This window comes from Billgrantia tianxiuensis (assembly GCF_009834345.1).
In the GTDB taxonomy this organism is placed as follows: domain Bacteria; phylum Pseudomonadota; class Gammaproteobacteria; order Pseudomonadales; family Halomonadaceae; genus Halomonas; species Halomonas tianxiuensis.
Window position 1 is genome coordinate 4,186,136 of record NZ_CP035042.1, and the last position, 20,494, is coordinate 4,206,629.

Sequence of the window (20,494 nt, forward strand, 5' to 3'; positions counted from 1 at the left end):
GGGTGAAACGGCCTAGATGGCGTCTTGCTCACCGAAGCCGTAGTCGCGCTCCACCCGAGCGACCCGCACCCGGTAGGCCGCGTACCAGTCGCTGCGCCCGAGGCGCTGCGCTTCGCGGTGCTCTACCTGTCGCTTCCACTGCGCGATCGCCTCCAGGCTTTCCCAGTAGGAAACCGTGACGCCGAGTTCGTCGCGTGCCGACTCCATGCCGAGAAAACCCGGCTGCTGGGCGGCCAGCTCGGCCATGCGCTCGGCCATCAGGCCGTAACCATGATCCTCCGGCGTGCGCAGCGAGGTGAAGATGACGGCGTAGTAGGGCGGTTCCGGGGTATTGGCGATAAGAGTCATAAAGCCTCACTGGTGTCTTTGCTGGCGACGGGTGTTTCCCCAGGCGCCATTCTCGGAGAGTATAAGCGCGCGCGAGCCCCGCTTGCCCTACGTTTACCCTTGGAGACGACATGCCGACGCTCGATCATGGAAGACGGGTCACCCTGACCTATTTCGTCGCCTTCATCGCCATCGGCATGTGCGTCGGCCTGCTCGGCCCGGCCCTGCCCCACCTTGCCGTCATGACGGGATCGGGCATGGGGCAGATCGCCATCCTGTTCACCGCCCGCGCGCTGGGCACCATGCTGGGATCGGTGTTCTCCGGCCTGCTGATCGACCGCTTCGATGGCCACCGGGTGCTGGCGGCGATGCTGTTGCTGCTGGCGGCGGGGCTCGCCGCGGTACCGTTCAGCCAGGCGCTGGCACTGCTCACAGCCGTGATGTTCCTGCTCGGCCTGGCCGAGGTGTCGGTCAACGCCGGCGCCAACACCCTGCTGCTGTGGACCCACGGCCCCGCATCGCCCCCCTGGATCAGCGCGCTGCACTTCTGCTTCGGCCTGGGCAACATGTTGGTCCCGCTGGTGCTGGTGGCGGTACTCCACCTGCAGCTCTCCTTCGCCTGGGCGTTCTGGCTCGTCGCCCTGTACGTCGTGCTGCTGTTGCTTCCGCTGCTGCGCCTGCCGAGTCCACGCCCACCCGACATGTCGCTGGGCGATCGCACGGCCCCACCGCCACAGGATGGCTGGCGACTGGCAATCTTCCTGCTGATGTTCGGCCTCTACGTGGGCATGGAAGTCACCTTCGCCGGCTGGATCACTGCCTATGGCGTGCTCAGCGGCATGGCGCCGGCCGATGCCGCCCTGCTGGTGACGCTGTTCTGGCTGACGCTGTCGGCCGGGCGCCTGCTGGCGATTCCGCTGGTGCGCCTGCTGACGCCATGGATGGTACTGCGCGGCTGCCTCGGGCTCGGCCTGGTTAGCACGCTGGCACTGCACGGCCAGTGGCTGCCGCTGCCACTCGTCGCCCTGCTTTTCGGCCTCGCCGCCTCGGCGGTCTTTCCCACCTTGTTCGGCTTGAGCAACCAACTGATGCCGGCCAACGGGCGTACCACCGGCTGGATCTTCCTGGCCAGCGGGATCGGCGGCATGGCACTACCCTCGCTGACCGGACCACTGCTGGAGCGTGCCGGCACTGCGGCCTTCCCGCTACTGCTGGTCGCCCTGATCGCGCTGCTGATCCTGGGTCTCATCCTGCTGCGCGCCCGGGTGCGGCTGGCGGGCCGCTGAGACTGCCGTTCAGTGCCGCTTCACCCGCCAGATGCGCCAGGCCAGCAAGGCGATGATGGCCGCGCCCAGTGGCCCGAGGATGGCCGCTGCCGTGTGCGGATGCACCTCGACCCCAAGCGCTTCCAGGCTCTCCAGGCCCAGCTTGAACAAGCTGAAGATGTAGTAGCTGATGACGATGATCGAGAGCCCTTCCACTGCCTTCTGAATCTTGAGCTGGCTGCTGGCTCGCTCGTTGAGGCTGTTGAGGATGCTCGAGTTCTGCTCCTCGATCTCGACCTGGGCACGGGTACGCAACAGGTCGTTGAGGCGGGCAGCACTCTCGGCCAGGCTCTCCTGGCGCTGATGAATGGCAGCACAGTAGTGCACCGTGGGGCGAAAGCGCCGCAGGATGAAGGTACCGAGCCGCGGGCAGTGATCGATCCGCGACTCTCTCAGTTCCTCGATGCGTGAGAAAACGATGCGCGCATAAGCATCGGTCGCGCTGAAGCGCTGGCGCGATCGGGTACCGCTGCGCTCCAGCCGGGCTGAGAGCTGCGACAGGGCAGTCAGCAACGGGCGCGGGTTGGCGTCTTCCTGTTCGGCATTGCGGTCGGATAGCTCGCCCAGCTCCATCTCGTAGGCATGCAGTTCCAGCGCCAGTTCCTTGGCCAGGGCAGTGACAGCGAGGCCATCATGCGGTAGGTCTCGATCTCCAGCAGGCGGCGCACCATGCGTCCGAGGCGGAAGTCGTTGAGGCCATGGTTGAGCAGCAGCAGGCGATTGACGCCGTCCGCATCGAGATGAAAGTCGCCCCACACCGTGGCATCGCCGCCGCCCACCTGCGAACCGGCAGGGTCGATGAAGCCGTAGGCCTCGGCGCTTCCCCGCCAGGCATCGCTGCCTTCCACCAGCACCAGCGTGGCGTTGACCAGGGTGGCACCGTAAGCCTCGACGACCTGCGCCAGCCATGCTGGAGGAGCCGCCCAGGGATCGCTCTCGGGCGCCTTGGGTACCATCAGGGTCAGGGTGGAGAACTCCGTATGCCGTTCCCATTTCAGCACCCTGCCGTCAAGGGTGACGATCTGCTGAACCTGCTCGTTATCGAAGGCGCGGCCGGTGGTTTCGCCCAGGTGCGCCAGCAGGCCGGCATGCTCTTCGGCGTTGGCCAGGAAGGCGTAGTGATAGAGATGGGCTGGCTCCGAAAAGTAGATCGATGGGCGGGCGTGCAGTTCGTTGTGCAGACGTTCGCGTTGTGGGTGCATTTCAGGGGCCTGAAAGAAGTCGAGCCTATGAGACTAAAGTCTGCAAGGCCCTTCGCCAACCCCGCTTTCGACTCCCCCCGTCACGTCGCTTGGTAGTAGTCAGTCGTCGAGAGCGGCCTTCTCTGCCACAGCGGCGTCCTCGGCCAGCGCTTCGAGCGGCACGGGTCCCTGCAGGAAACGCCCCATCCAGGCCAAGGCATTGGGCAGGCTGGCACGCCACACGCGCCAGGTATGGCCGCCATTGAGCACCTCCATCGCCACTAGGTCAGGCTGATGCGGCGCCAGCGCCTGACGCACCAGGCGAGCATGGTGTTCCGCATTGTAGGCGTCGCGATTGCCGGCACTGAGATAGAGCGGCACGATCTCTTCCCGTTCCAGGTAGCGATCCAGGTGGGCGGTATAGTTGCGCCGCTGCCACAGCGCGATATCGAAGTTTCCCGTCTCGTCGAGGAAGGCCGGGTGGCGCCAGGCCGAGGAGTTGCGGGGCGGCAGCGGATGATAGCTCGCCGGGCTCAGGGCCGCCGCGGCGGCAAACAGGTCGGGGCGCTCGAGCATGAAGTTGAGCGTGCCATAGCCACCGGCGGAGAGTCCGGCGATGGCGCGCCATTCACGCAGTGGCACGACCTGCCAGGTCTCCTCTACCCAAGGCATGAGTTCGTCGAGGAAAGCCGTGCGTGCCGCCTCGTTGTGCCCGTCGATCCACCAGCTCTCGCTGCCCGGCATGACGATGACCAGCGGCGGGATGAGGCCGTCCCGGATCATGCGATCGACGGTCCGCTCGAGATCGCCGCTCTCGACCCAGTCCCGCTCGTTGCCGAACGAGCCGTGCAGCAGGTAGAGGATGGGATAGGCCTGATTGGACTCGTGGTAACCATCCGGAAGGTAGAGCGCGTAATGGTAATCCCGCCCCAGCACCTCCGATGCGAAGTGATGGTAGGTGACCTCGCCGGCATGGACTGGCGAGCCGCCCCACAGCGCTGCCACGATCCACGCGGCAATGGTGCGCTTGAGTCGCATAGCACTTGACTCCCTGTGCGAAAATAACACTAGCCTGTTAATGGAATTTTTCCGCTTCGTCATGGTCCGACATCATGTCGACGATCGATGTTCCTCGCACCGAGGATCTGGTACCAAGGAAGGCAAGGCGCTCATGAGGCGGATCGAAGAAATCTACTGGCTGCGCTTCTATGGCTGCCTGGCCGTGTTCGGCTACCACTTCCTCGATCGCTTGAACCAGCATATCGATAACGTCTACGTCGACCTGGCACGTATTCCCACCGTGCTTGGCACCCCCATCTTCATCTTCATTTCGATCTTCCTGTTCTCGTTCCGCTACGGCGACCGCCCTCCTTCGGGATTTTTGGTCAAGCGCCTGCAGTACGTCATGGTGCCGTATGTCGTCTACGGTCTGATCTATTCATTGACCAAGTACGTCAACCTGAGGCGGGAGGGCGTGCCGATCGATTTCGTCGCCAACCTGGTCGAGTATCTGATCTACGCCGGCTGGCACGGCTACTTCCTGATCATCGCCATGCAGTTCTACGCCTTCTACTGGCTCTATTCCCGCTATGGTCTGGAGCGCTGGCTGCCGCCCGGCCCCTGGCTGGTTCTCGGCAGTCTCATCGGCATCGCCTACTGGGGCCTGACCCGCCACTACGACATCGAACCGCCAGGCTACCTGCTCTGGATCGCCCCGCTCGGCTGGATCTACCTGTTCTTCCTGGCCATGCTGGTGGTGCACTACTACCCTCGGCTCGCCCCCGATCGCCTGGCGGAAGTGCCCTGGCTCAAGTGGCTTTCGCGGCCGGCACTACTGCTGGTCTTCGTCGGCGTAATCGTGCTGCTGACCCTGCGCGGCGAATTGGAATACTCCTCCAAGGAAACCTGGGTCGTGCCGCTCTTCATCCTGTTCACGCTGTTCACCGTCACTCGGCTGCGTAACGTTCGAGCCACGCCCCTGGTAAAGACCGTCAACCGCTATTCGTTCGGTATCTATCTCGCGCATCCCATGTTCTTCGCCATGGTCGACTTCGCGCAAGAGTTCGCTCCCTTCTCGCTACTGGTCTATTCCCTGCTGCTGATCGTGGTGGGCATGGCCGGCTCGATAGGGCTGAACTGGGTAGCCAATCGGCTACCCTGGGGTGGCATGCTGTTCGGCAAGACGCTTTACGTACCGGAAGAGCAGCAGACTTCCGCAACGCAAGTACGCTAGGCTATGCCTGGAAAGCGAAGGATGGCCCCGTTCGGGCGCCTGTTACTCGAACTCAGAGGGAACCTTGCATGAGTGAGCTCATTTCGCTCGTGATCGTACCGGTGGACGACTCACCCACGGCACATGCGGCAACACGCCATGCCGCCTTGCTGTCTCACCTGCTCCATGCCCCCCTGCGGCTGGTGCATGTCATGCCTCTCAACCCGGCCGAATTCAGCGATATCCCGGCCAATCGACAGGCCGAAAAGGACCGCGACCGCTCGCAGCGCCTGGCAGCAGCCCAGAATGCCTTCGCCAGCGCCAGGCAGGCCATCGACCCAACGCTCGACTCCCCTCCAGAGGAAGTCACGCTGGAAGAAGAGGGCTTCGTCCATCATCCGGCCCGCACCCTCGTTGACTATGCGCGCCGGCACGAGGGCTGCCTGCTGGTGGTCGGTGCCCGTCACCTGAGCGATCTCGGCAAGTTCGTCGAGGGCAGCATCAGCGACGAGGTCGTACACAAGGCCCCCTGTCCGGTCACCGTGGTGCACCCCGAGGCAGTCACCGAAGACATCAAGCGTATCGGCCGAGTGGTCGTTCCAGTCGATGGCTCCCGCCACAGCGATAACGCCGCCAGACTGGCAGGCGACCTGGCCCGTAGCGCAGGCGCCCGAGTGGACCTGCTGTTCTGCCGCCCGGCAGGCGCCCCGCCGCCCCAGAAGGGCAAGCAAGACGAGTCCGAACAGCTCTTCGCCCAGGCGCGACAGCACTTGGGGGAAATACCGGCAGGTATCGCAACCCATCTGCTGGAAGGCGACCGCTACGCGGAAGCGATCACCGAATTCGCCCACAGCCTGCCCGATAACCCGGTCATCGTCATGGGACGCAGAGGCTTGGGGACTCTACGTGAGAAGCTGGTAGGCAGCGTCAGTCATCGCGCCATCGATCTGGCCCACTGCCCGATCACGGTAGTGGTCTAGCCTCGCTCCGTCCGGCTTCGCTCAGCTGCCGTTCTCGTAAGCCGACTTGAGGCGATAGAACTCAGCGACGATGTCGTTCATGGCGGCGGCATCGTAGTCGCTGAGGCCGCTGACGACCAGCTTCTTCGAGCCGCTGCCGACAGGCACGCCGCCATCGGTGATGCGGAACTCGAGCCTGACGTCGCCACGCTTGCCGGTGACGTCGAGGCTCGAGTCGACCAGCTCCAGGGAGGGAGCGACAAGGTCGATCCGGTCGAGCGAAAAGCCCATGCTGTCGTAGATCACCAGCGGGCGCTTGGGGTTGAACATGACGCCCTGCGCCTCGAGCAGCGGCTTCAACACGTGCGGGAAGTTCTTTCCCGAAAAGGCCACATAGCAGCGAGTGAAGGCTTCAATGGCCGCGGCATCGTGGTTGGTATCGCCCTCGCAGCTCACTTCCAGGTACTGCTTGCCCTCTTCGTCCCTGACCTCGATCTGGCCCGCCGCGTTCTTCTCCAGGCTCAGCAAGGTTCCATCGCCTACCATGCTGCGAAAGCGAAAGTCCATGTGCCGTGAAAGGCCGAACCGGCTCAGCACCAGGGCAAATAGCAGGTCGCCGGGTACGCAAAAGCGCCGGGCCCCCGCATCGTGTATGGGATTGAAGTCCCCGGCGACGCGCTTGGCGAAGTCGCTGGCCTGCTGTGCCGAGATGCGGATGCCCGCGTCAGCCTGCGTGTGGTAAGGGTCGAGAAACATGCGTGCTCTGGCCTGTCCTTGGTTGGAAGTGCTCAAGGGGTTGATGATGCCATTTTTTCCACCGGCGCGGCCACTTCGACCGGGCAGGATGGCGGCCCGTCCGTCGCTTCGGTACATGGTCGCCGCACCGCCGCATCAGCCATGGAATCCATGTTAATGTGAAACGAAGCATGACAGGGCATCATGGGTTTTGACGTCCTTGCATGGGCTCGTCATTCTCGCGAAATGCCTATATTGTGCAACGACGCCTAACGGCTAAAGTACGACACATAATCATCAGGGAGCACGACATTACCGGGTCATGGCCGTTCCGGCTCGGTAAGGGATCGGGGGGATAACGCTATCGAGACGCTCATGAAGTCCTGGCCGACCGTCGGCGCCGATGGGCCAGGCATGAGGGCCATCTTGCCGAGCCGAACGGGATCAGCCCAGCAATGCCTTCGGGAAGGTGGCACGTGGCTGGGCTGACACGTGCGCTGATGCTGACCCTGGTGTTGGGACTTCTGCCCCTGTCGGCCACTGCTCTTGAGCGGCAGGTCGTGCTGATCGCTCATCCGAACGTCGCCAACACCTCACTGACCCGCGATACCACCCGGGCGATCTTCGCCATGCGTCAGCGCAGCTGGCCCGATGGCCAAGCCGTTCGGGTCTTCGTGCTGCCCAACGATCATCCCGTGCATGCACGTTTCGCCAAGGAGCGGCTGACCGTGTATCCACACCAGTTGCAGCTGGCCTGGGATCGCATGGTGTTCTCGGGAACGGGACAGGCCCCGAGCCAAGTCAACACCCAGTCTGAGATGCTGGAACGCGTCGCCACCACGCCTGGCGCCCTTGGGTATCTGGAAAGGGAGTATCTGGATGAGAGAGTCCAAGTCATCACCATGGATTAGCCGCCGCTCGCGTCCGGTGCTCCTGGCACTGGCTCTCGCCTGGGCGCCTGCGGCCGTGGCGGAAGGCGTCATGGATACCTTGCAGGTACATGGCTTCCTCAGCCAGGCGCTGGTCATTACCGATCACAACAATTTCTTCGGGCCCAGCAGCAGTGGCGGCGGCAGTCTCAAGTACACCGAGATCGGCGCCAATGCCTCGATCCGCCCACGCCCCGATGTCCTGGTGGCCGCCCAAGTGCTCAGCCGCCGGGCCGGTGGCGACGGCAGCGATGCTCGACCGGCGCTCGACTATGGCGTGATCGACTATCAACCGCTCTCCGACCAGCGGCGTACCCTGGGCATTCAGCTCGGGCGTTTCAAGAACCCTTTCGGCTTCTACAACCAAACCCGGGACGTCGCCTTCACACGCCCCAGCATCCTGCTGCCCCAGTCGATCTATTTCGATCGTACCCGCTCGCTGGGACTTGCTGCGGATGGCTTGACCGCCTACTACGAAGAGAGAATTCCTACCGGCACCGTTCGTACGCAGTTGGGGATAGGTAATACACAAGCAGGTGACGACCTGAGACGCACCATGCGACTGGAAAACACTCCTGGATCGTTGGAACCCAGGAGTTCGGTCATCGGACAGGTGCGTTACGAACATGACGGGGGCCGCATTGTGGCCGCACTCAGCGGCGCCAGCGCTCGTGCTCGCTTCGAGGCCGGCACCCCCGGCATGAGCGATGGGAATTTCAAGTTCCAACCTTGGATACTGTCGCTGCAATATAACGCCGAACAGTGGAGCCTAACGGGTGAGTACGCTCTCAGAAGCTCGACCTTGGATGGCTTTGCCAATCCATTCATGAACTTCGATGTCACCGGAGAGAGCTGGTACGTACAATACGCGCGTCGGTTCAATGGCAATTGGCAATGGCTGATTCGCTATGATCGCCTGGTCAATAATCGGGACGATAGGTCGGGGAAGGCCTTCGAGGCCATGGGAGGCGGGCCAGCCCACACCCAATACGCCAATGACGTGACTCTAGGCGTTCAATGGACCGTGACACCTCGGGTTCTTCTCGCTGCTGAATACCATCACGTCGATGGTACGGGCTGGTTACCACTACAAGATGAGCCCGACCCCTCAGAGACGCGCCGACGCTGGAACATGCTGCTATTTCAGCTCTCTCTGCGCTTCTGAGAATTGGCCCGCCATCTTTCATGAATCGGCCAGGGAATGCCAGTATGAGCGAACCCACCTCCCAAGTACCTCGCCCCCGCCTGAGCCTGACTTGGCGAGTGCTGGCCTTGAGCAGCCTGGTACTGCTCGTGCTGGTGGTACTGTTCACCTGGCTCGGCCACACCAACCTGACCCGTCAGTTCGAGGAAAGTCGCAAGGAGAGCAATGCACGCGAGTCGCGCGAGATCGAACTCGCATTGCAGCGCTCCGAGATCGGCCTGCAGCGTATCGCCGCGCTGATCGCGGCATCTCCCGATCTGGGCCCGGCCCTGGCCGCGAGGAACCAGGCGGAGCTGGTCGGCTCGCTTGCGTCACAATGGCCCACGCTGCAGCTCGAGGCAGGTATCGAGGAGATCCTGGTATTCGACGCCGATGGGAGGCAACAGGCCGAGTGGGGCGAAGGCCAGCTAGACCAGGATCGGCCGATGCAAGACTGGGTTCATCAAGTCATGGAGACCGAGTACCCGCTCTCGGCACTGCGCTGCGCCAACGATTGCCGACAATATGCCGCCGTCCCCATACTGGTCGAGGGCGCGAGCGTGGGCATGGTGATTCTGTCGCGCTCCCTGGCGGACGTGACCCGCCAGGCCCAGCAGGTCTCTGGCAGCGACGTTGCGCTGCTGGTCAGCGGCAGCCATGAAACGGAGGAAGAGCCCGAACGACACCTGACCAACTGGAACGGCTACTTGGTCGCACTGACCCATGCCGAACACTATCTTCCGATACTGCAGCGGGCCGCTCGCATGGCCATGCTCAACGACATTCTTGAAACGCCGCTGCGGTTACAGCACGACGGTCGTGATTACGAGCTGTCCGTGGTGCGTATGGAGGCCGATAACGGGCGGCGCAGCACCGGCTTCTTTCTCCTCGCGACCGACATTACCGCACAGATTCGCGCCATCCAGAAGGACACACGCAACCTGCTGCTGGTCGGCATCGGCGGCTGGCTGGCAGCCGAGTTGCTGCTGCTGGCCATCCTGCTGCGCCCCATGGCCAGGCTGCGCCGGCTGGCCGGTGTTCTCCCGGCCCTGGCCCACGGCGGCTTCGCCGAAGCTCGCAGCGCGATTCCCATTTCACGCAGCCGGCTGGAGGACGAGATCGACGTGCTGGAAGGCACCACGCTGGCGCTATCGGAGCAGTTGGAAACCCTGGAACGGGAGGTCAGCGCACGTGGCGCTCAGCTTGCCGAGCGCGTCGACGAGCTGGCCCGCGAGCGCGATTTCGTCGGCAGCCTGCTGGACACGGCACGCGTTTTCATCGTCACCCAGGATGAGCAAGGCTACATCACGCTGGTCAACGACTATGCCCTCACGACCCTGGCCATGCAGGAAGAGCGCCTGCTTGGCCGCTCGTTCGATGAGGTTTTTCTCTCACGCGGCGGTGACGGTGACAACGCCGGCGAAGAAGTGCCCCAGGAGGAGCGTAGCCTGACCACGGCGGATGGACTCCAGCGGACCATCGCCTGGTACCACGCCCCGCTATCACGCAGCGACGCGCGGGCGGCACGCATCTCGGTCGGCCTCGACATCACCGAACGTAAGCTCGCCGAGGCGCGCCTCACCTGGCTAGCCGAACGCGACCCGCTCACGGAGCTATACAATCGGCGCTACTTCCAGGAAGCGCTAGGCAGCGCCATGCGGCGCGGACGCAGCGGCGCGGTTCTGCTGCTCGACCTCGATCATTTCAAGGACGTCAACGAGCTCAGCGGGCACCACACCGGCGACCAGCTCCTGCGCAGGGTGGGCGATACGCTATATCAGGAGTTCGGTCACTGCGGCATCATCGCCCGCCTGGGCGGCGACGAGTTCGCGCTGTTGCTGGAAGGCGCCGACACCCGGCGCGCCATCAGCATCGCCAAACAGATCACCCCGCTGCTCGACAATACCGGCCTGGATGCCGGAGGACAGCTTCACCGGGCGACAGCCAGCCTGGGTATCGCCCTGTTCCCGATCCACGGCGACAACCCCGCCGACCTGATGGCCAATGCCGACCTGGCCATGTACAAGGCCAAGGAGAGCAGCGCCCAGCGCTGGCATCTGCTCTCGACCCTCGAGCGCGCCAAGGACGAGCTGCAGGAGCGTGTTTATTGGGTGGAACGGATTCGCCAGGCGATCGACGAAGAGGGTTTCGAGCTGATGGTACAGCCGATCGTACGCTTGAGCGATGGCGACGTGCGTCATTACGAAGTGCTCTTGCGCATGCGCGGCCCCAAGGGAGCACTCATCTCACCCGCCCACTTCATTCCGGTGGCGGAGCGCAGCGGGCAGATTGTACAGATCGACCGCTGGGTACTGCGCCATAGCCTGCGCGCCTTGAGTCATGTCCAGGCGCAGGGCATCAGCCTCGCCGTCAACCTGTCGGGGCAGACGCTGCACGACGAGGAGCTTCAACAGTTTCTCATGGAAGAGCTGTCGGCCACCGGCGCGGATCCTCGCCACTTGATCCTCGAGATTACCGAGACCGCGGCGGTTACCGATTTTTCCAGCGCACGAGGCGTCCTCCAGGCCCTGCGCGACCTGGGCTGCCGCACCGCCCTCGACGACTTCGGGGTTGGCTTCAGCAGCTTCCATTATCTCGGCGAACTCCCCGTCGACTTCATCAAGATCGATGGCGCCTTCATACGCACCCTGATCACCAGCCCGGACAGCCAGGTCATCGTCAAGGCCATTGCCGATATCGCGGCAGGCTTCGGCAAGCTGGCCATTGCCGAGTTCGTCGATCAGGAGGCATTGATACCCCTTTTGACTTCCTATGGTATCTCGTATGGTCAGGGTTACTATCTGGGGAAACCGGCTCTACTGAGCGATACCTTTGCCATTGCCAGCAGTTGACGTTTCGAAAGAGGACTTCACCACAACACTAGCCAGGCAAGGAGTGCACGATGGGACGCAGCAGAATTTCCGAGCTTGGAAGGGATAACCGAAGCGACCTTTTCTCGCAACTGGAGGAGGATTTTGCCTTCACGCTGGCTCATGACGAACGGTCCAGGCAACGCGTCTATCGCCTGAGATATCGAATCTATTGCCAGGAGATCGGATACAACCCACCTAACGAGGACGATGCGGCCCTAGAGCAGGATGCCTACGACGAAAGCGCTCTACACTGCCTCCTTGTGCACCGCAAGTCGGGTATTGCAGCGGGCTGTTTCCGATTAGTACTGCCCGCTCCAGGCAAAGATCCGAAGATAAGGCTCCCGCTACAGGAATATGGCGGAACTAGTCTGACCCACAAGGCGCTGCACCCAAGCCTGCTGCCCATTGAGGAAATTTGCGAGATATCGCGCTTTGCTACCGCCCGTGAGTTCCGCAATCGCCCGATCAATCATGAGACGCTCGACAAACCCACCTACGACTTTACCCTTGAGGAGCGACGCGTCTTTCCACTACTGACAATCGCCCTGTTCCTGGCCACCCATGCGCTGGTTGGACTGGTGGATCGCCGCCATATCTTTGCCATGATGGCGTCTCGCCTGCCGCGGCTGCTGGCCATGTCGGGATTTCGCTTCCAGCGCATCGGCGATGCCATCGAGCTACATGGCCGACGCAATGCCTTTTATATCGACAACGTCATGGCGCAGCGCGAGATGCGTCGTGAACTGCTCGAACCCTACCGGCATATTCACAGGCAGCTCGCCAGCCAGTTGCCGCGGGCGATCGCCAATGTTGCCCCACTCCCGCTCCGCATATTGGAAGAGCCGTGATAGATCGGGCCCGGGATGCAACTGCCCAGGCCAGGTGAGCACCATGATGGCAAGTACGTTGCGATGCTCGCCACGCGCCAGGTCGCTGCCTCCTCTGGTAGAAGGAATGATGCCGGCCTGCGGATCGACCGCCTCCACCAGACGCTGGCGAATCCGGGCCACCAGAGGATGTCCCTCATAACCGGTCAGCAGGAACGTCAGCGCCACCTCGGCCAGGATGTCCTCGGTGGCTTCGGCGAGGATACGCTCGCTCTCGGCGGCAAAGGCATCGAGGATCCAGGCATGCGGCTCAGTTTCTACCCAACGCTGGTAGTAGCGACTGTCGGCAATCACCACGTGGGTCATACCGTATAGCCTGTTGTGGTAATCCGCCTCGCCCAGCGCCGCCACGGCAGCGGTGGGATACACCCCGCGGAACGCCTCGAGCATTTCCTCGCGCAGATCGACGATGCCGAGCTGGTGGAGGAACCAGGCCTGGTTCGCCACCTGGGCGGCGTAAATGCGAATGACCTGCGGATCCGTCAGGAATCGCTGCCACTCGAGGCCTGCCAGATAGCCGAAAGCGAGGTGCCGCTGCGGCACTGCATCCAGCAATCCGTAGTAGTCCGCCTGCATCAAGCGAAAGAGAAGCTGCCTGCCGAAGGCGATCTCGCCCCACTCCGCCAGCATGGCCTTGCGCGCACGCTGCTTGGCGGTGCGCTGCGGATAATTTGCCACGACCTCACGGGCGCGTTCCGCCGCATAACCCGGCTCTTCGAGCCCGGCGATGTCGCGCTCGAGCTGGCCCAGCAACAGCCGGCCATGGGTTTCCATGATCGAGAGATAACGCGGATCGCCGCTGATGCGATAGAGCCGCTGGGCATAGTGGCGCTGCTTGTCCTGGGGCAAGCCGGGCAGAGCGGCCTCGTAGACGGCCTGAATGGCCTGGCCCGTTGCCTTCTCATCGAACGTTGGCGACACCAGGGGAGTGGCGCAGCCGGCGAGCCATGCCAGCAAGAGCAGAGCGAGCCAACTGCGCACCGCAAGACGCAACGCCGCCACGCACGCGCCGCTCTGTGCCGCGCCCTCGCTCATTGCTGTCGTCATCTTCCGCTACCGTCCTTGTTCTGCCGCCCACGCCTCTGCTTGGGCGAGATCATGCGCACCCTGACCTTGGGCCTTACCCTGGGCTGGTCGACCTGCCTCCGGGAATCCGACTCCTCCGGAGATTCGTTTTCGACTGCCGCTGGCAGCGGAGCGGGTGGGGGAATGACCACCCAGGCGAATACCGGTAGTGCCAGCCCCCAGTAGATGGCCGCCAGGCGCAGCCCCAGCGTTACCACCAGCGCCAGGCCGATGGCGACACCGGCCGGTACGCCTAGCGCCCCCAGGCCCACATAGGCGATACCACCGGCGATGGAGGCGGTGGCATATACCTCTTCGCGCAGCACCATCGGCACACGGCGTGCCAGAACGTCGCGTACCATGCCGCCGGCCACGCCGGTCAACAATCCCATCAACACCGCCACCACGCCGGGCGCCTCCAGTTGCAGCGCCTTGTGCGCCCCGATCACCGTGAACAGCGCCAGGCCGAAGGCATCGGCCACCGGCAGAAACACGCGAGAAAGGCGATGAATGTAGTGGAAGCCGACGATGGAGAGGCCCACGGTGGCAAGAATCACCCACAGGTAGGTCGGGTCGGCGACCCAGAATACCGGCCGCACGCCCAGCACCAGGTCACGCAGGGTGCCGCCGCCGATACCGGTAACCGCCGCCAGCACCAGCATGCCGAAGGGATCCATGCGCGAGCGGCAGGCCAGTATCACTCCCGAAAGGGCGAAGACGACTACGCCCGCCATGTCCAGCCAGTACACCAGAGACGTCAAGTCCTTCTCCTGAAACGCGGACCAGAAAATTGCCAGGCAGACAACTGCGCTGTCACTGATAGGTCACGACGAGAAAGCTCACCAGCTCCTCTTCGCCGTCATTCTCGATGGTGTGCTCGAGGTCGGCATGGTAGTGGGCCGAATCGCCGGGATTGAGCTCGCAGCGATTCTCCCCGGCAATGACCCGAGCTTGCCCCTGGGTCACGGTCAGCAGCTCGCGAGTGCCCTCGAAATGGGCTGCGCTTTTCAAGCGCGCCCCGGGCGCCAGGCGGATCTCGTAGAACTCGACGTTCTTTTCCATGTGCAGCGGCGAGAGCGTGCGGATGCGGCAGTCGCGGTCGTCGCGGAACAGCTGGCTGGCATCGTTGCCGCGCACCACTTCGATACGCGAGGCCGTCCAGGGCTGATCCACCAGATCGCCGATGTTCATGTCGAAAGCCTGGGCGATACGCAGCGTTACCGCCAGTGTCGGGTTGGCCTTGCCGCGTTCGATCTGGCTGAGCATCGAGCGGCTGACGCCAGACGCCGCCGCCAGTTGCTCCAGGGTGAGCCCACGCCCCTTGCGTAGCTCGATCACGCGGCTGGAAAGGCTACCGGCTTCCGTTTGTGCTTCGTCTGCCATCGTTTTGTCATTCACCTCGCTCTTTCCTCTATACCCAAGACATGGGGCTAAGACATGGACCATGAATAGGACCAAGACAGACGACTCAACCCATGCCTTGCCAGAAAAAAATCCAACATGAAGGATAATTTTCTTGCATTGAGGAAGTGTTCTGCAATACTGGAAATCGTTCTCCTATAGTAAATATTTCGTTGCGAAATGCCAGCCCCTCGCAGCTCAACCACCTGAATCTCCAACCACAAGTCAGGAAGGCAGAACATGAAAGCACTGATCAAGAAAGAGGCATCACCCGGCCTCTGGCTGGAAGAGGTGCCGGACCCACAGGTCGGCATCAACGACGTGCTGATCAAGGTGAAGCGTACCGCCATCTGCGGCACCGACGTGCACATCTACAACTGGGACAGCTGGGCGCAGAAGACCATTCCGGTACCCATGGTGGTGGGCCACGAGTTCGTCGGCGAGATCGTCGAGGTCGGCTCCAACGTAAACGACTTCCACCCCGGCCAGATCGTCTCCGGCGAGGGCCATGTGGTATGCGGGCGCTGCCGCAACTGCCTGGCTGGGCGCCGCCACCTGTGCGCTCACACCAGCGGGGTGGGGGTCAACCGGCCCGGCGCCTTCGCCGAATACGTGGCGTTGCCCATGTCCAACGTGTGGGAGCACAAGCCCGGCATCGACCTCGACGTGGCCGCCATCTTCGACCCCCTGGGCAACGCCGTGCATACCGCGCTGCAGTACGATCTGCTCGGCGAGGACGTGCTGATCACCGGCGCCGGGCCGATCGGCGCCATGGCCGCGGCAGTGTGCCGCCATGCCGGGGCACGCCATGTGGTGGTCACCGACCTCAACCCGGGCCGCCTTGAACTGGCCAGGCAACTGGGCGCCACCCGCACCGTGGACGTACGCCACGAGACGCTTGCCGACGTGCAGCGCGAGCTCGGCCTTAGCGAAGGCTTCGACGTGGGCCTGGAGATGTCCGGCAGCCCCGCCGCCTTCCGCGACATGCTGGCCAACATGTGCCATGGCGGCAAGGTGGCCATGCTCGGCATTCCCACCGAGGAGATGGCCATCGACTGGAACACGGTGATCTTCAACATGCTGACGCTGAAGGGCATCTACGGCCGTGAGATGTACGAGACCTGGTACAAGATGTCGGTGATGGTCGACTCCGGCCTCGACATCTCGCCGGTGATCACCCACCGTCTGCCCTATAGCGAATTCCAGCGCGGCTTTGACGCCATGCTCAGCGGCGAAGCGAGCAAGGTCGTTCTCAACTGGGAGACATGACATGTACGGAGCCTTCAAGCAGCACCTGCACGGCGAGCTCGACGCCATTCGCCAGGCCGGGCTGTACAAGCACGAGCGCCAGTTGACCACGCCTCAAGGCGCCCATGTCGGCATCAATACCGGCACTGAGGTACTCAACCTGTGCGCCAACAACTACCTGGGTCTGGCCCAGCACCCCGAGGTCAACGCCGCCGCCAGGGCCGGGCTCGAGGAGTGGGGCTACGGGTTGGCCTCGGTGCGCTTCATCTGTGGCACCCAGAGCCTGCACAAGCAGCTCGAGCAACGCCTCACCGACTTCCTCGGCACCGAGGACACCATCCTCTACCCCTCCTGCTTCGACGCCAACGGCGGCCTGTTCGAGACCCTGCTCGGCGCCGAGGACGCGGTGATCTCCGACGAACTCAACCACGCCAGCATCATCGACGGCGTGCGCCTGTGCAAGGCCCGGCGCTACCGCTACCGCAACAACGACATGGCCGACCTCGAGGCGCAGCTCAAGGCCGCCGACCACGACGGCGCGCGCTTCAAGCTGATCACCACCGATGGCGTGTTCTCCATGGACGGCTACATTGCCCGGCTCGATGAGATCTGCGACCTGGCCGAACGCTACGGCGCCCTGGTGCACTTCGACGACTGCCACGCCACTGGCTTTCTCGGCAAGGGCGGCCGTGGCACCCACGAATACCGCGGCTGCATGGACCGCATCGACATCACCACCGGCACCCTGGGCAAGGCACTGGGCGGTGCCAGCGGCGGCTACACCAGCGGCAGGCGCGAAGTCGTCGAGCTGCTGCGCCAGCGCTCGCGCCCGTACCTGTTCTCCAACACCGTGGCGCCGCCGGTGGTCGCCGGCGCGCTGAAGGCCATCGAGCTGGCCGCCGAGTCCCGCGAGCTGCGCGACCGCCTTACCGAGAACACCGCTTTCTTCCGCGAAGGCCTCGAGCGGCTCGGCTTCGAGCTGCTGCCCGGCGAGCATCCCATCGTGCCGGTGATGCTGCACGATGCCGGGCTTGCCGCGCGCTTCGCCGAGGAGATGCTCAAGGAGGGCGTCTACGTGATCGCCTTCTCCTACCCGGTGGTGCCCCAGGGCAAGGCGCGCATCCGTACCCAGATGTCCGCTGCGCTGAGCCGCGACGACCTCGAGTTCGCCCTGGCCGCCTTCGGCAGGGTCAAGGAGCGCCTGGGGCTGTGACGGGCTGTTGTGAGGGGCCTTTGTGAGGGGCTTTGCCTGAATACCGCGCCGCTTCGGCGAGAACGGCGCGGCTTCTACGCCCTTGGTCGAAGCCTGTCCTTTCGATGAGCGATAGCAGGCATACTGACTGAATCGTTACAGATTCGTGCCGGCCGCCATGCCCCTGCTCCAGGAAAAGCTCACTCCGCCTGCCCTGCCCGTCAGCGTCGTCGCCCGGGAGCGGCTCAACGATCGCTTCGCGCTGACCGAGCGGGTGCGCCTGCTGGTGGTTCAGGCCCCCCCGGGCTACGGCAAGAGCGCGCTGCTGGCCGAGCGTCTGCCGCAGTTGGACCAACCGGCGGCCTGGCTGCGCCTGGATGCACGCGACGACACCCCGAACGCTTCGCTGCCTACTTCCACGCCACCCTGGCCGAACTCTGCCGCCGGCTCGGTCTCGCGCCGACGCTGCCTCCACCGGGCGACCTGCCAGCCACCATGGAGGCCTGGCTCGCCGCCCTGCCGCGCGAGGCCCCGCCTGGCAGGCTGGTGCTCGACGACTTCCACCACCTGCGCCATCCGCAGATTCTCGAGGCCCTGCGCCACTGGCTCGACCATCAGCCTCCCTGGCTCACTCTCACCTTGGCGTCACGCACCCGCCCCGCGCTGGGTACGGCGGGGCTACGGCTGCGTGGCGAGCTGGAGGAGATCGGCATGGCCGAGCTGGCCTTCGAGCTGGAGGAGGCCCAGACGCTGTGCGCCGAGCAGCTCAGCTTCCCGCCGACCCGGGTCAGCCTGGAACGTGCCCTGCGCCGCACCGAGGGCTGGCCGCTGGCGCTGGCCTGGCTGATCGAGCGCACCACCACCCGGGCGTCTTTCGACAGCCTGCTCGAGCGTCTCGATGGCAGCCATCCGGATTTCGTCGCCTGGTTCGACGAGCTGCTCGAACGCAGCATCGACGACCAGGACCGTCAGCTGCTGCTGCAGCTTGGCGTGCTGGAGCGCTTCTCGCCTAACCTGGTGGCCCGGTTGCTGGAGGGCGAACGGCTCTCGCAGCGGCTGGAGGCGCTCGAACAGGGTAGCCTGTTCCTCGAGCGAGTCGAGCCTCACTCTCAATGGCTGCGCTTCCATCCGCTGTTCGCCGGCTATCTGCGTCACCGACGTCATGAACTCAGCCTGGCCACCCAGCGCGAACTGCACCAGCGCGCCAGCACCGCCTGGCTGCGCCTGGGCAACCCGGCCCTGGCGCTGGCCCAGGCGATCGAGGCCGAAGCGCCCAAGGCGCTGGCCGAACTGCTCGAGCAGCAGGGGCCCACCCTGCTGGCCAACGGCCACTTCGCGCTGCTGGCACGCGGGCTTGCCGCCCTCGGCGACACTCGCCTGGTCGATTCGCCCCGGCTGACCCTGCTGCACGGCTGGGCCTCCCATGCCCAGTACCACTTCGACCGCACCCGCCAGGCCATCGACTGGATCGAGGCGCAGCTCGAAGCGCCCGAGTGGGCCGCGCTTGCCGCCGAGTTCGCCACCCTGCGTGCCCAACTGGCGATCAACGAGGGTGACGCCGAGCGCGCCGCCCCGCTGGCCGAGCAGGCCCTAACCCTGCCGCCTCGCTACCTGGCCAGCACGCCGCTCACCGCCGCATCCATTCTCGCCGAGGCTCGCTTCGTCCAGGGAGAGCTGGCCGAATCGCTCGAGCGGACCCGCCGTGTGGAGCACGAAGCGGCGCGCCTCGGCGACGAGCAGCGCCGGCTGTGGGCGCTGTGCCACCAGTCCGAGACGCTGGTGGCGCAGGGACGCCTGCAGGCCGCCTACGATGTGCAGGAGCGCGCCATGGCCCACGTCGAGCGCTGCGGCCTCGACCGTCTGCCGGTGGCGGAATTCCTCTATCGCATTCGCAGCCAGCTGCTGTGGGAGTGGCAGCGCCTCGACGAAGCGGAGCAGGCGGCGCTGAAGGGCATCGAGGTGCTCGACACCCAGGGCGAGCGCTGGACCCTGCAGTGCCACGTCGGCCTGGCCAAGGTGGCACTGTCGCGGGGCGACCCCGCCCAGTGCGCCGACCATATCCGCCGGGTACGCAAGATCCTGGTCCAGGGCGACTACCACATCGACTGGCAGGCCAATGCCCACGCCACCCTGCTCGCCTGGTGGCAGGCCAACGGCGACCTCGACGCCGTGGCCCGGTGGCTGCAGGAGGCCCCCGCGGGCGATCCGGCACGGGCCAGCAACCACTTCGCCCAGTGCAACCTGCGCAACCACGCCCGCGCACTGACCTTGCTCGGCCGCTTCGACGAAGCCGAAGCGCTGCTCGTCGAGCTCGAGCGCCAGACCCAACGCCTGGGGCTCGTCACCGACGCCAACCGCAACCGCCTGTGCCTGGCGGCGCTGGCCTGGCAGCGCGGCCGTCACGACGAAGCCTCGGACCACCTGCGCCAGGCACTGACGCTTGCCACCCGCACCGCACTGGCCGGCAGTTTCCTGCGCCTGGGACGGGCACTGCCCGAGATGCTCGCGCCGCTGCTGGAAGATGACGGCCTCGACCCGCTGGCCAGGAGTCACGCCGAACGGCTGCTCGAACTCGCTCGGCGCCAGCGCGAGTTCGGCCGCGCCGTGCGCCTGTTGCTCGACGACTCGGTGATCGAAGAGATCGTCTCCCGCCCCGACGTGCCGGAGCTGATCCGTACCTCGCCACTGACCCGCCGCGAATGGCAGATCCTCGGCCTGATCCACGCCGGGCTCTCCAACGAGCAGATCGCCGAGCAGCTCTCGGTGGCGCCTACCACGGTCAAGACCCATATCCGCAGCCTCTACCAGAAGCAGCACATCCGCCGCCGCGAGGAGGCCATCGCGCTGGCCGGCGAGCTGCTCACGCGCATCCAGGGGGAGTAGACACCGGTCTCCTCCCTTCTACGCCTCCTCCCCCTTTCTACGCCTCACTCATCCTGGGCGTAGAGGATTCCTCCCGTTGTCCCCGGGGTCACCA

Annotated in this window: 15 protein-coding genes and 2 pseudogenes; 10 read left to right on the top strand and 7 right to left on the bottom strand. The window is 64.4% G+C overall.

Annotation, left to right across the window (positions count from 1 at the left end; all coding sequences use genetic code 11):
- Window positions 1–12: 12 nt before the first annotated feature.
- Complete coding sequence (locus tag EKK97_RS19505) at window positions 13–348, bottom strand: antibiotic biosynthesis monooxygenase family protein (RefSeq protein WP_159554480.1); 336 nt, start codon at window positions 346–348, stop codon at window positions 13–15.
- 110 nt (window positions 349–458) lie between these two features.
- On the opposite strand from EKK97_RS19505, the gene EKK97_RS19510 reads away from it, so the two are divergent.
- Complete coding sequence (locus EKK97_RS19510; RefSeq protein ID WP_159554482.1) at window positions 459–1,613, top strand: MFS transporter; 1,155 nt, start codon at window positions 459–461, stop codon at window positions 1,611–1,613.
- A gap of 9 nt (window positions 1,614–1,622) precedes the next feature.
- Here the strand turns inward: EKK97_RS19510 and EKK97_RS26185 are convergent.
- A pseudogene (locus EKK97_RS26185) lies at window positions 1,623–2,854 on the bottom strand (DUF3422 domain-containing protein).
- Between the two features lie 99 nt (window positions 2,855–2,953).
- Entirely contained in the window at window positions 2,954–3,871 is a 918-nt protein-coding gene (locus EKK97_RS19520) for an alpha/beta hydrolase (RefSeq protein ID WP_159554484.1), read from the bottom strand.
- Between the two features lie 133 nt (window positions 3,872–4,004).
- Here EKK97_RS19520 and EKK97_RS19525 point away from each other — a divergent pair, with 133 nt between their 5' ends.
- Together EKK97_RS19525 and EKK97_RS19530 are read left to right on the top strand one after the other, a co-directional pair.
- Window positions 4,005–5,066, top strand: coding sequence for an acyltransferase family protein (locus EKK97_RS19525; RefSeq protein WP_159554486.1), 1,062 nt, complete (start codon window positions 4,005–4,007; stop codon window positions 5,064–5,066).
- A gap of 68 nt (window positions 5,067–5,134) precedes the next feature.
- Complete coding sequence (locus EKK97_RS19530) at window positions 5,135–6,025, top strand: universal stress protein (protein ID WP_159554488.1); 891 nt, start codon at window positions 5,135–5,137, stop codon at window positions 6,023–6,025.
- 21 nt (window positions 6,026–6,046) lie between these two features.
- Here the strand turns inward: EKK97_RS19530 and EKK97_RS19535 are convergent, their stop codons facing one another.
- Window positions 6,047–6,760, bottom strand: a complete 714-nt coding sequence (locus EKK97_RS19535; protein ID WP_159555873.1) for a DUF3581 domain-containing protein — start codon at window positions 6,758–6,760, stop codon at window positions 6,047–6,049.
- A gap of 455 nt (window positions 6,761–7,215) precedes the next feature.
- Here EKK97_RS19535 and EKK97_RS19540 point away from each other — a divergent pair, with 455 nt between their 5' ends.
- The 4 genes and pseudogenes from EKK97_RS19540 to EKK97_RS25065 form a co-directional block, all read left to right on the top strand.
- Complete coding sequence (locus EKK97_RS19540) at window positions 7,216–7,650, top strand: substrate-binding domain-containing protein (RefSeq protein WP_234286692.1); 435 nt, start codon at window positions 7,216–7,218, stop codon at window positions 7,648–7,650.
- Entirely contained in the window at window positions 7,619–8,833 is a 1,215-nt protein-coding gene (locus tag EKK97_RS19545) for an OprO/OprP family phosphate-selective porin (RefSeq protein ID WP_234286693.1), read from the top strand. The genes EKK97_RS19540 and EKK97_RS19545 overlap by 32 nt, the downstream gene beginning before the upstream one ends.
- A 44-nt stretch (window positions 8,834–8,877) precedes the next feature.
- Window positions 8,878–11,703: a bifunctional diguanylate cyclase/phosphodiesterase gene (locus EKK97_RS19550; RefSeq protein WP_159554490.1), complete on the top strand. Its 2,826-nt coding sequence runs from the start codon at window positions 8,878–8,880 to the stop codon at window positions 11,701–11,703.
- Between the two features lie 50 nt (window positions 11,704–11,753).
- A pseudogene (locus EKK97_RS25065) lies at window positions 11,754–12,440 on the top strand (PEP-CTERM/exosortase system-associated acyltransferase); the annotation flags it as partial.
- Here EKK97_RS25065 and EKK97_RS19560 read toward each other — a convergent pair.
- From EKK97_RS19560 to EKK97_RS19570, 3 genes are read right to left on the bottom strand one after another with little or no spacing between them, the layout of a single operon-like run.
- A complete protein-coding gene (locus tag EKK97_RS19560; protein WP_234286694.1) occupies window positions 12,402–13,658 on the bottom strand; it encodes a DUF3541 domain-containing protein in 1,257 nt (418 codons plus the stop codon). The pseudogene EKK97_RS25065 and the gene EKK97_RS19560 overlap by 39 nt on opposite strands.
- Entirely contained in the window at window positions 13,655–14,437 is a 783-nt protein-coding gene (locus EKK97_RS19565; RefSeq protein WP_159554494.1) for a trimeric intracellular cation channel family protein, read from the bottom strand. Before EKK97_RS19565 ends, EKK97_RS19560 begins: the two co-directional genes overlap by 4 nt.
- 52 nt (window positions 14,438–14,489) lie before the next feature.
- A complete protein-coding gene (locus EKK97_RS19570; RefSeq protein ID WP_234286695.1) occupies window positions 14,490–15,074 on the bottom strand; it encodes a helix-turn-helix domain-containing protein in 585 nt (194 codons plus the stop codon).
- A 243-nt stretch (window positions 15,075–15,317) separates the two neighbouring features.
- Here EKK97_RS19570 and tdh point away from each other — a divergent pair, with 243 nt between their 5' ends.
- From tdh to malT, 3 genes are all read left to right on the top strand, one after another.
- Window positions 15,318–16,346 (top strand): L-threonine 3-dehydrogenase, encoded by a 1,029-nt coding sequence (tdh, locus tag EKK97_RS19575; RefSeq protein WP_159554496.1) that lies wholly within the window; start codon window positions 15,318–15,320, stop codon window positions 16,344–16,346.
- A gap of 1 nt (window position 16,347) precedes the next feature.
- Window positions 16,348–17,538 (top strand): glycine C-acetyltransferase, encoded by a 1,191-nt coding sequence (gene kbl / locus EKK97_RS19580; protein WP_159554498.1) that lies wholly within the window; start codon window positions 16,348–16,350, stop codon window positions 17,536–17,538.
- A gap of 405 nt (window positions 17,539–17,943) precedes the next feature.
- The gene (gene malT, locus EKK97_RS19585; protein WP_236551471.1) at window positions 17,944–20,400 is read left to right on the top strand and encodes an HTH-type transcriptional regulator MalT; all 2,457 of its coding nucleotides are present in this window, start codon (window positions 17,944–17,946) and stop codon (window positions 20,398–20,400) included.
- The last annotated feature ends 94 nt before the right edge of the window (window positions 20,401–20,494 follow it).

Excerpts from the sequence above, each read along its gene's own strand:
- EKK97_RS19505 (WP_159554480.1), bottom strand. The coding sequence starts at position 348 with ATGACTCTTATCGCCAATACCCCGGAACCGCCCTACTACGCCGTCATC.
- EKK97_RS19510 (WP_159554482.1), top strand. The coding sequence starts at position 459 with ATGCCGACGCTCGATCATGGAAGACGGGTCACCCTGACCTATTTCGTC.
- EKK97_RS19520 (WP_159554484.1), bottom strand. The coding sequence starts at position 3,871 with ATGCGACTCAAGCGCACCATTGCCGCGTGGATCGTGGCAGCGCTGTGG.
- EKK97_RS19525 (WP_159554486.1), top strand. The coding sequence starts at position 4,005 with ATGAGGCGGATCGAAGAAATCTACTGGCTGCGCTTCTATGGCTGCCTG.
- EKK97_RS19530 (WP_159554488.1), top strand. The coding sequence starts at position 5,135 with ATGAGTGAGCTCATTTCGCTCGTGATCGTACCGGTGGACGACTCACCC.
- EKK97_RS19535 (WP_159555873.1), bottom strand. The coding sequence starts at position 6,760 with ATGTTTCTCGACCCTTACCACACGCAGGCTGACGCGGGCATCCGCATC.
- EKK97_RS19545 (WP_234286693.1), top strand. The coding sequence starts at position 7,619 with ATGAGAGAGTCCAAGTCATCACCATGGATTAGCCGCCGCTCGCGTCCG.
- EKK97_RS19550 (WP_159554490.1), top strand. The coding sequence starts at position 8,878 with ATGAGCGAACCCACCTCCCAAGTACCTCGCCCCCGCCTGAGCCTGACT.
- EKK97_RS19560 (WP_234286694.1), bottom strand. The coding sequence starts at position 13,658 with ATGACGACAGCAATGAGCGAGGGCGCGGCACAGAGCGGCGCGTGCGTG.
- tdh (WP_159554496.1), top strand. The coding sequence starts at position 15,318 with ATGAAAGCACTGATCAAGAAAGAGGCATCACCCGGCCTCTGGCTGGAA.
- kbl (WP_159554498.1), top strand. The coding sequence starts at position 16,348 with ATGTACGGAGCCTTCAAGCAGCACCTGCACGGCGAGCTCGACGCCATT.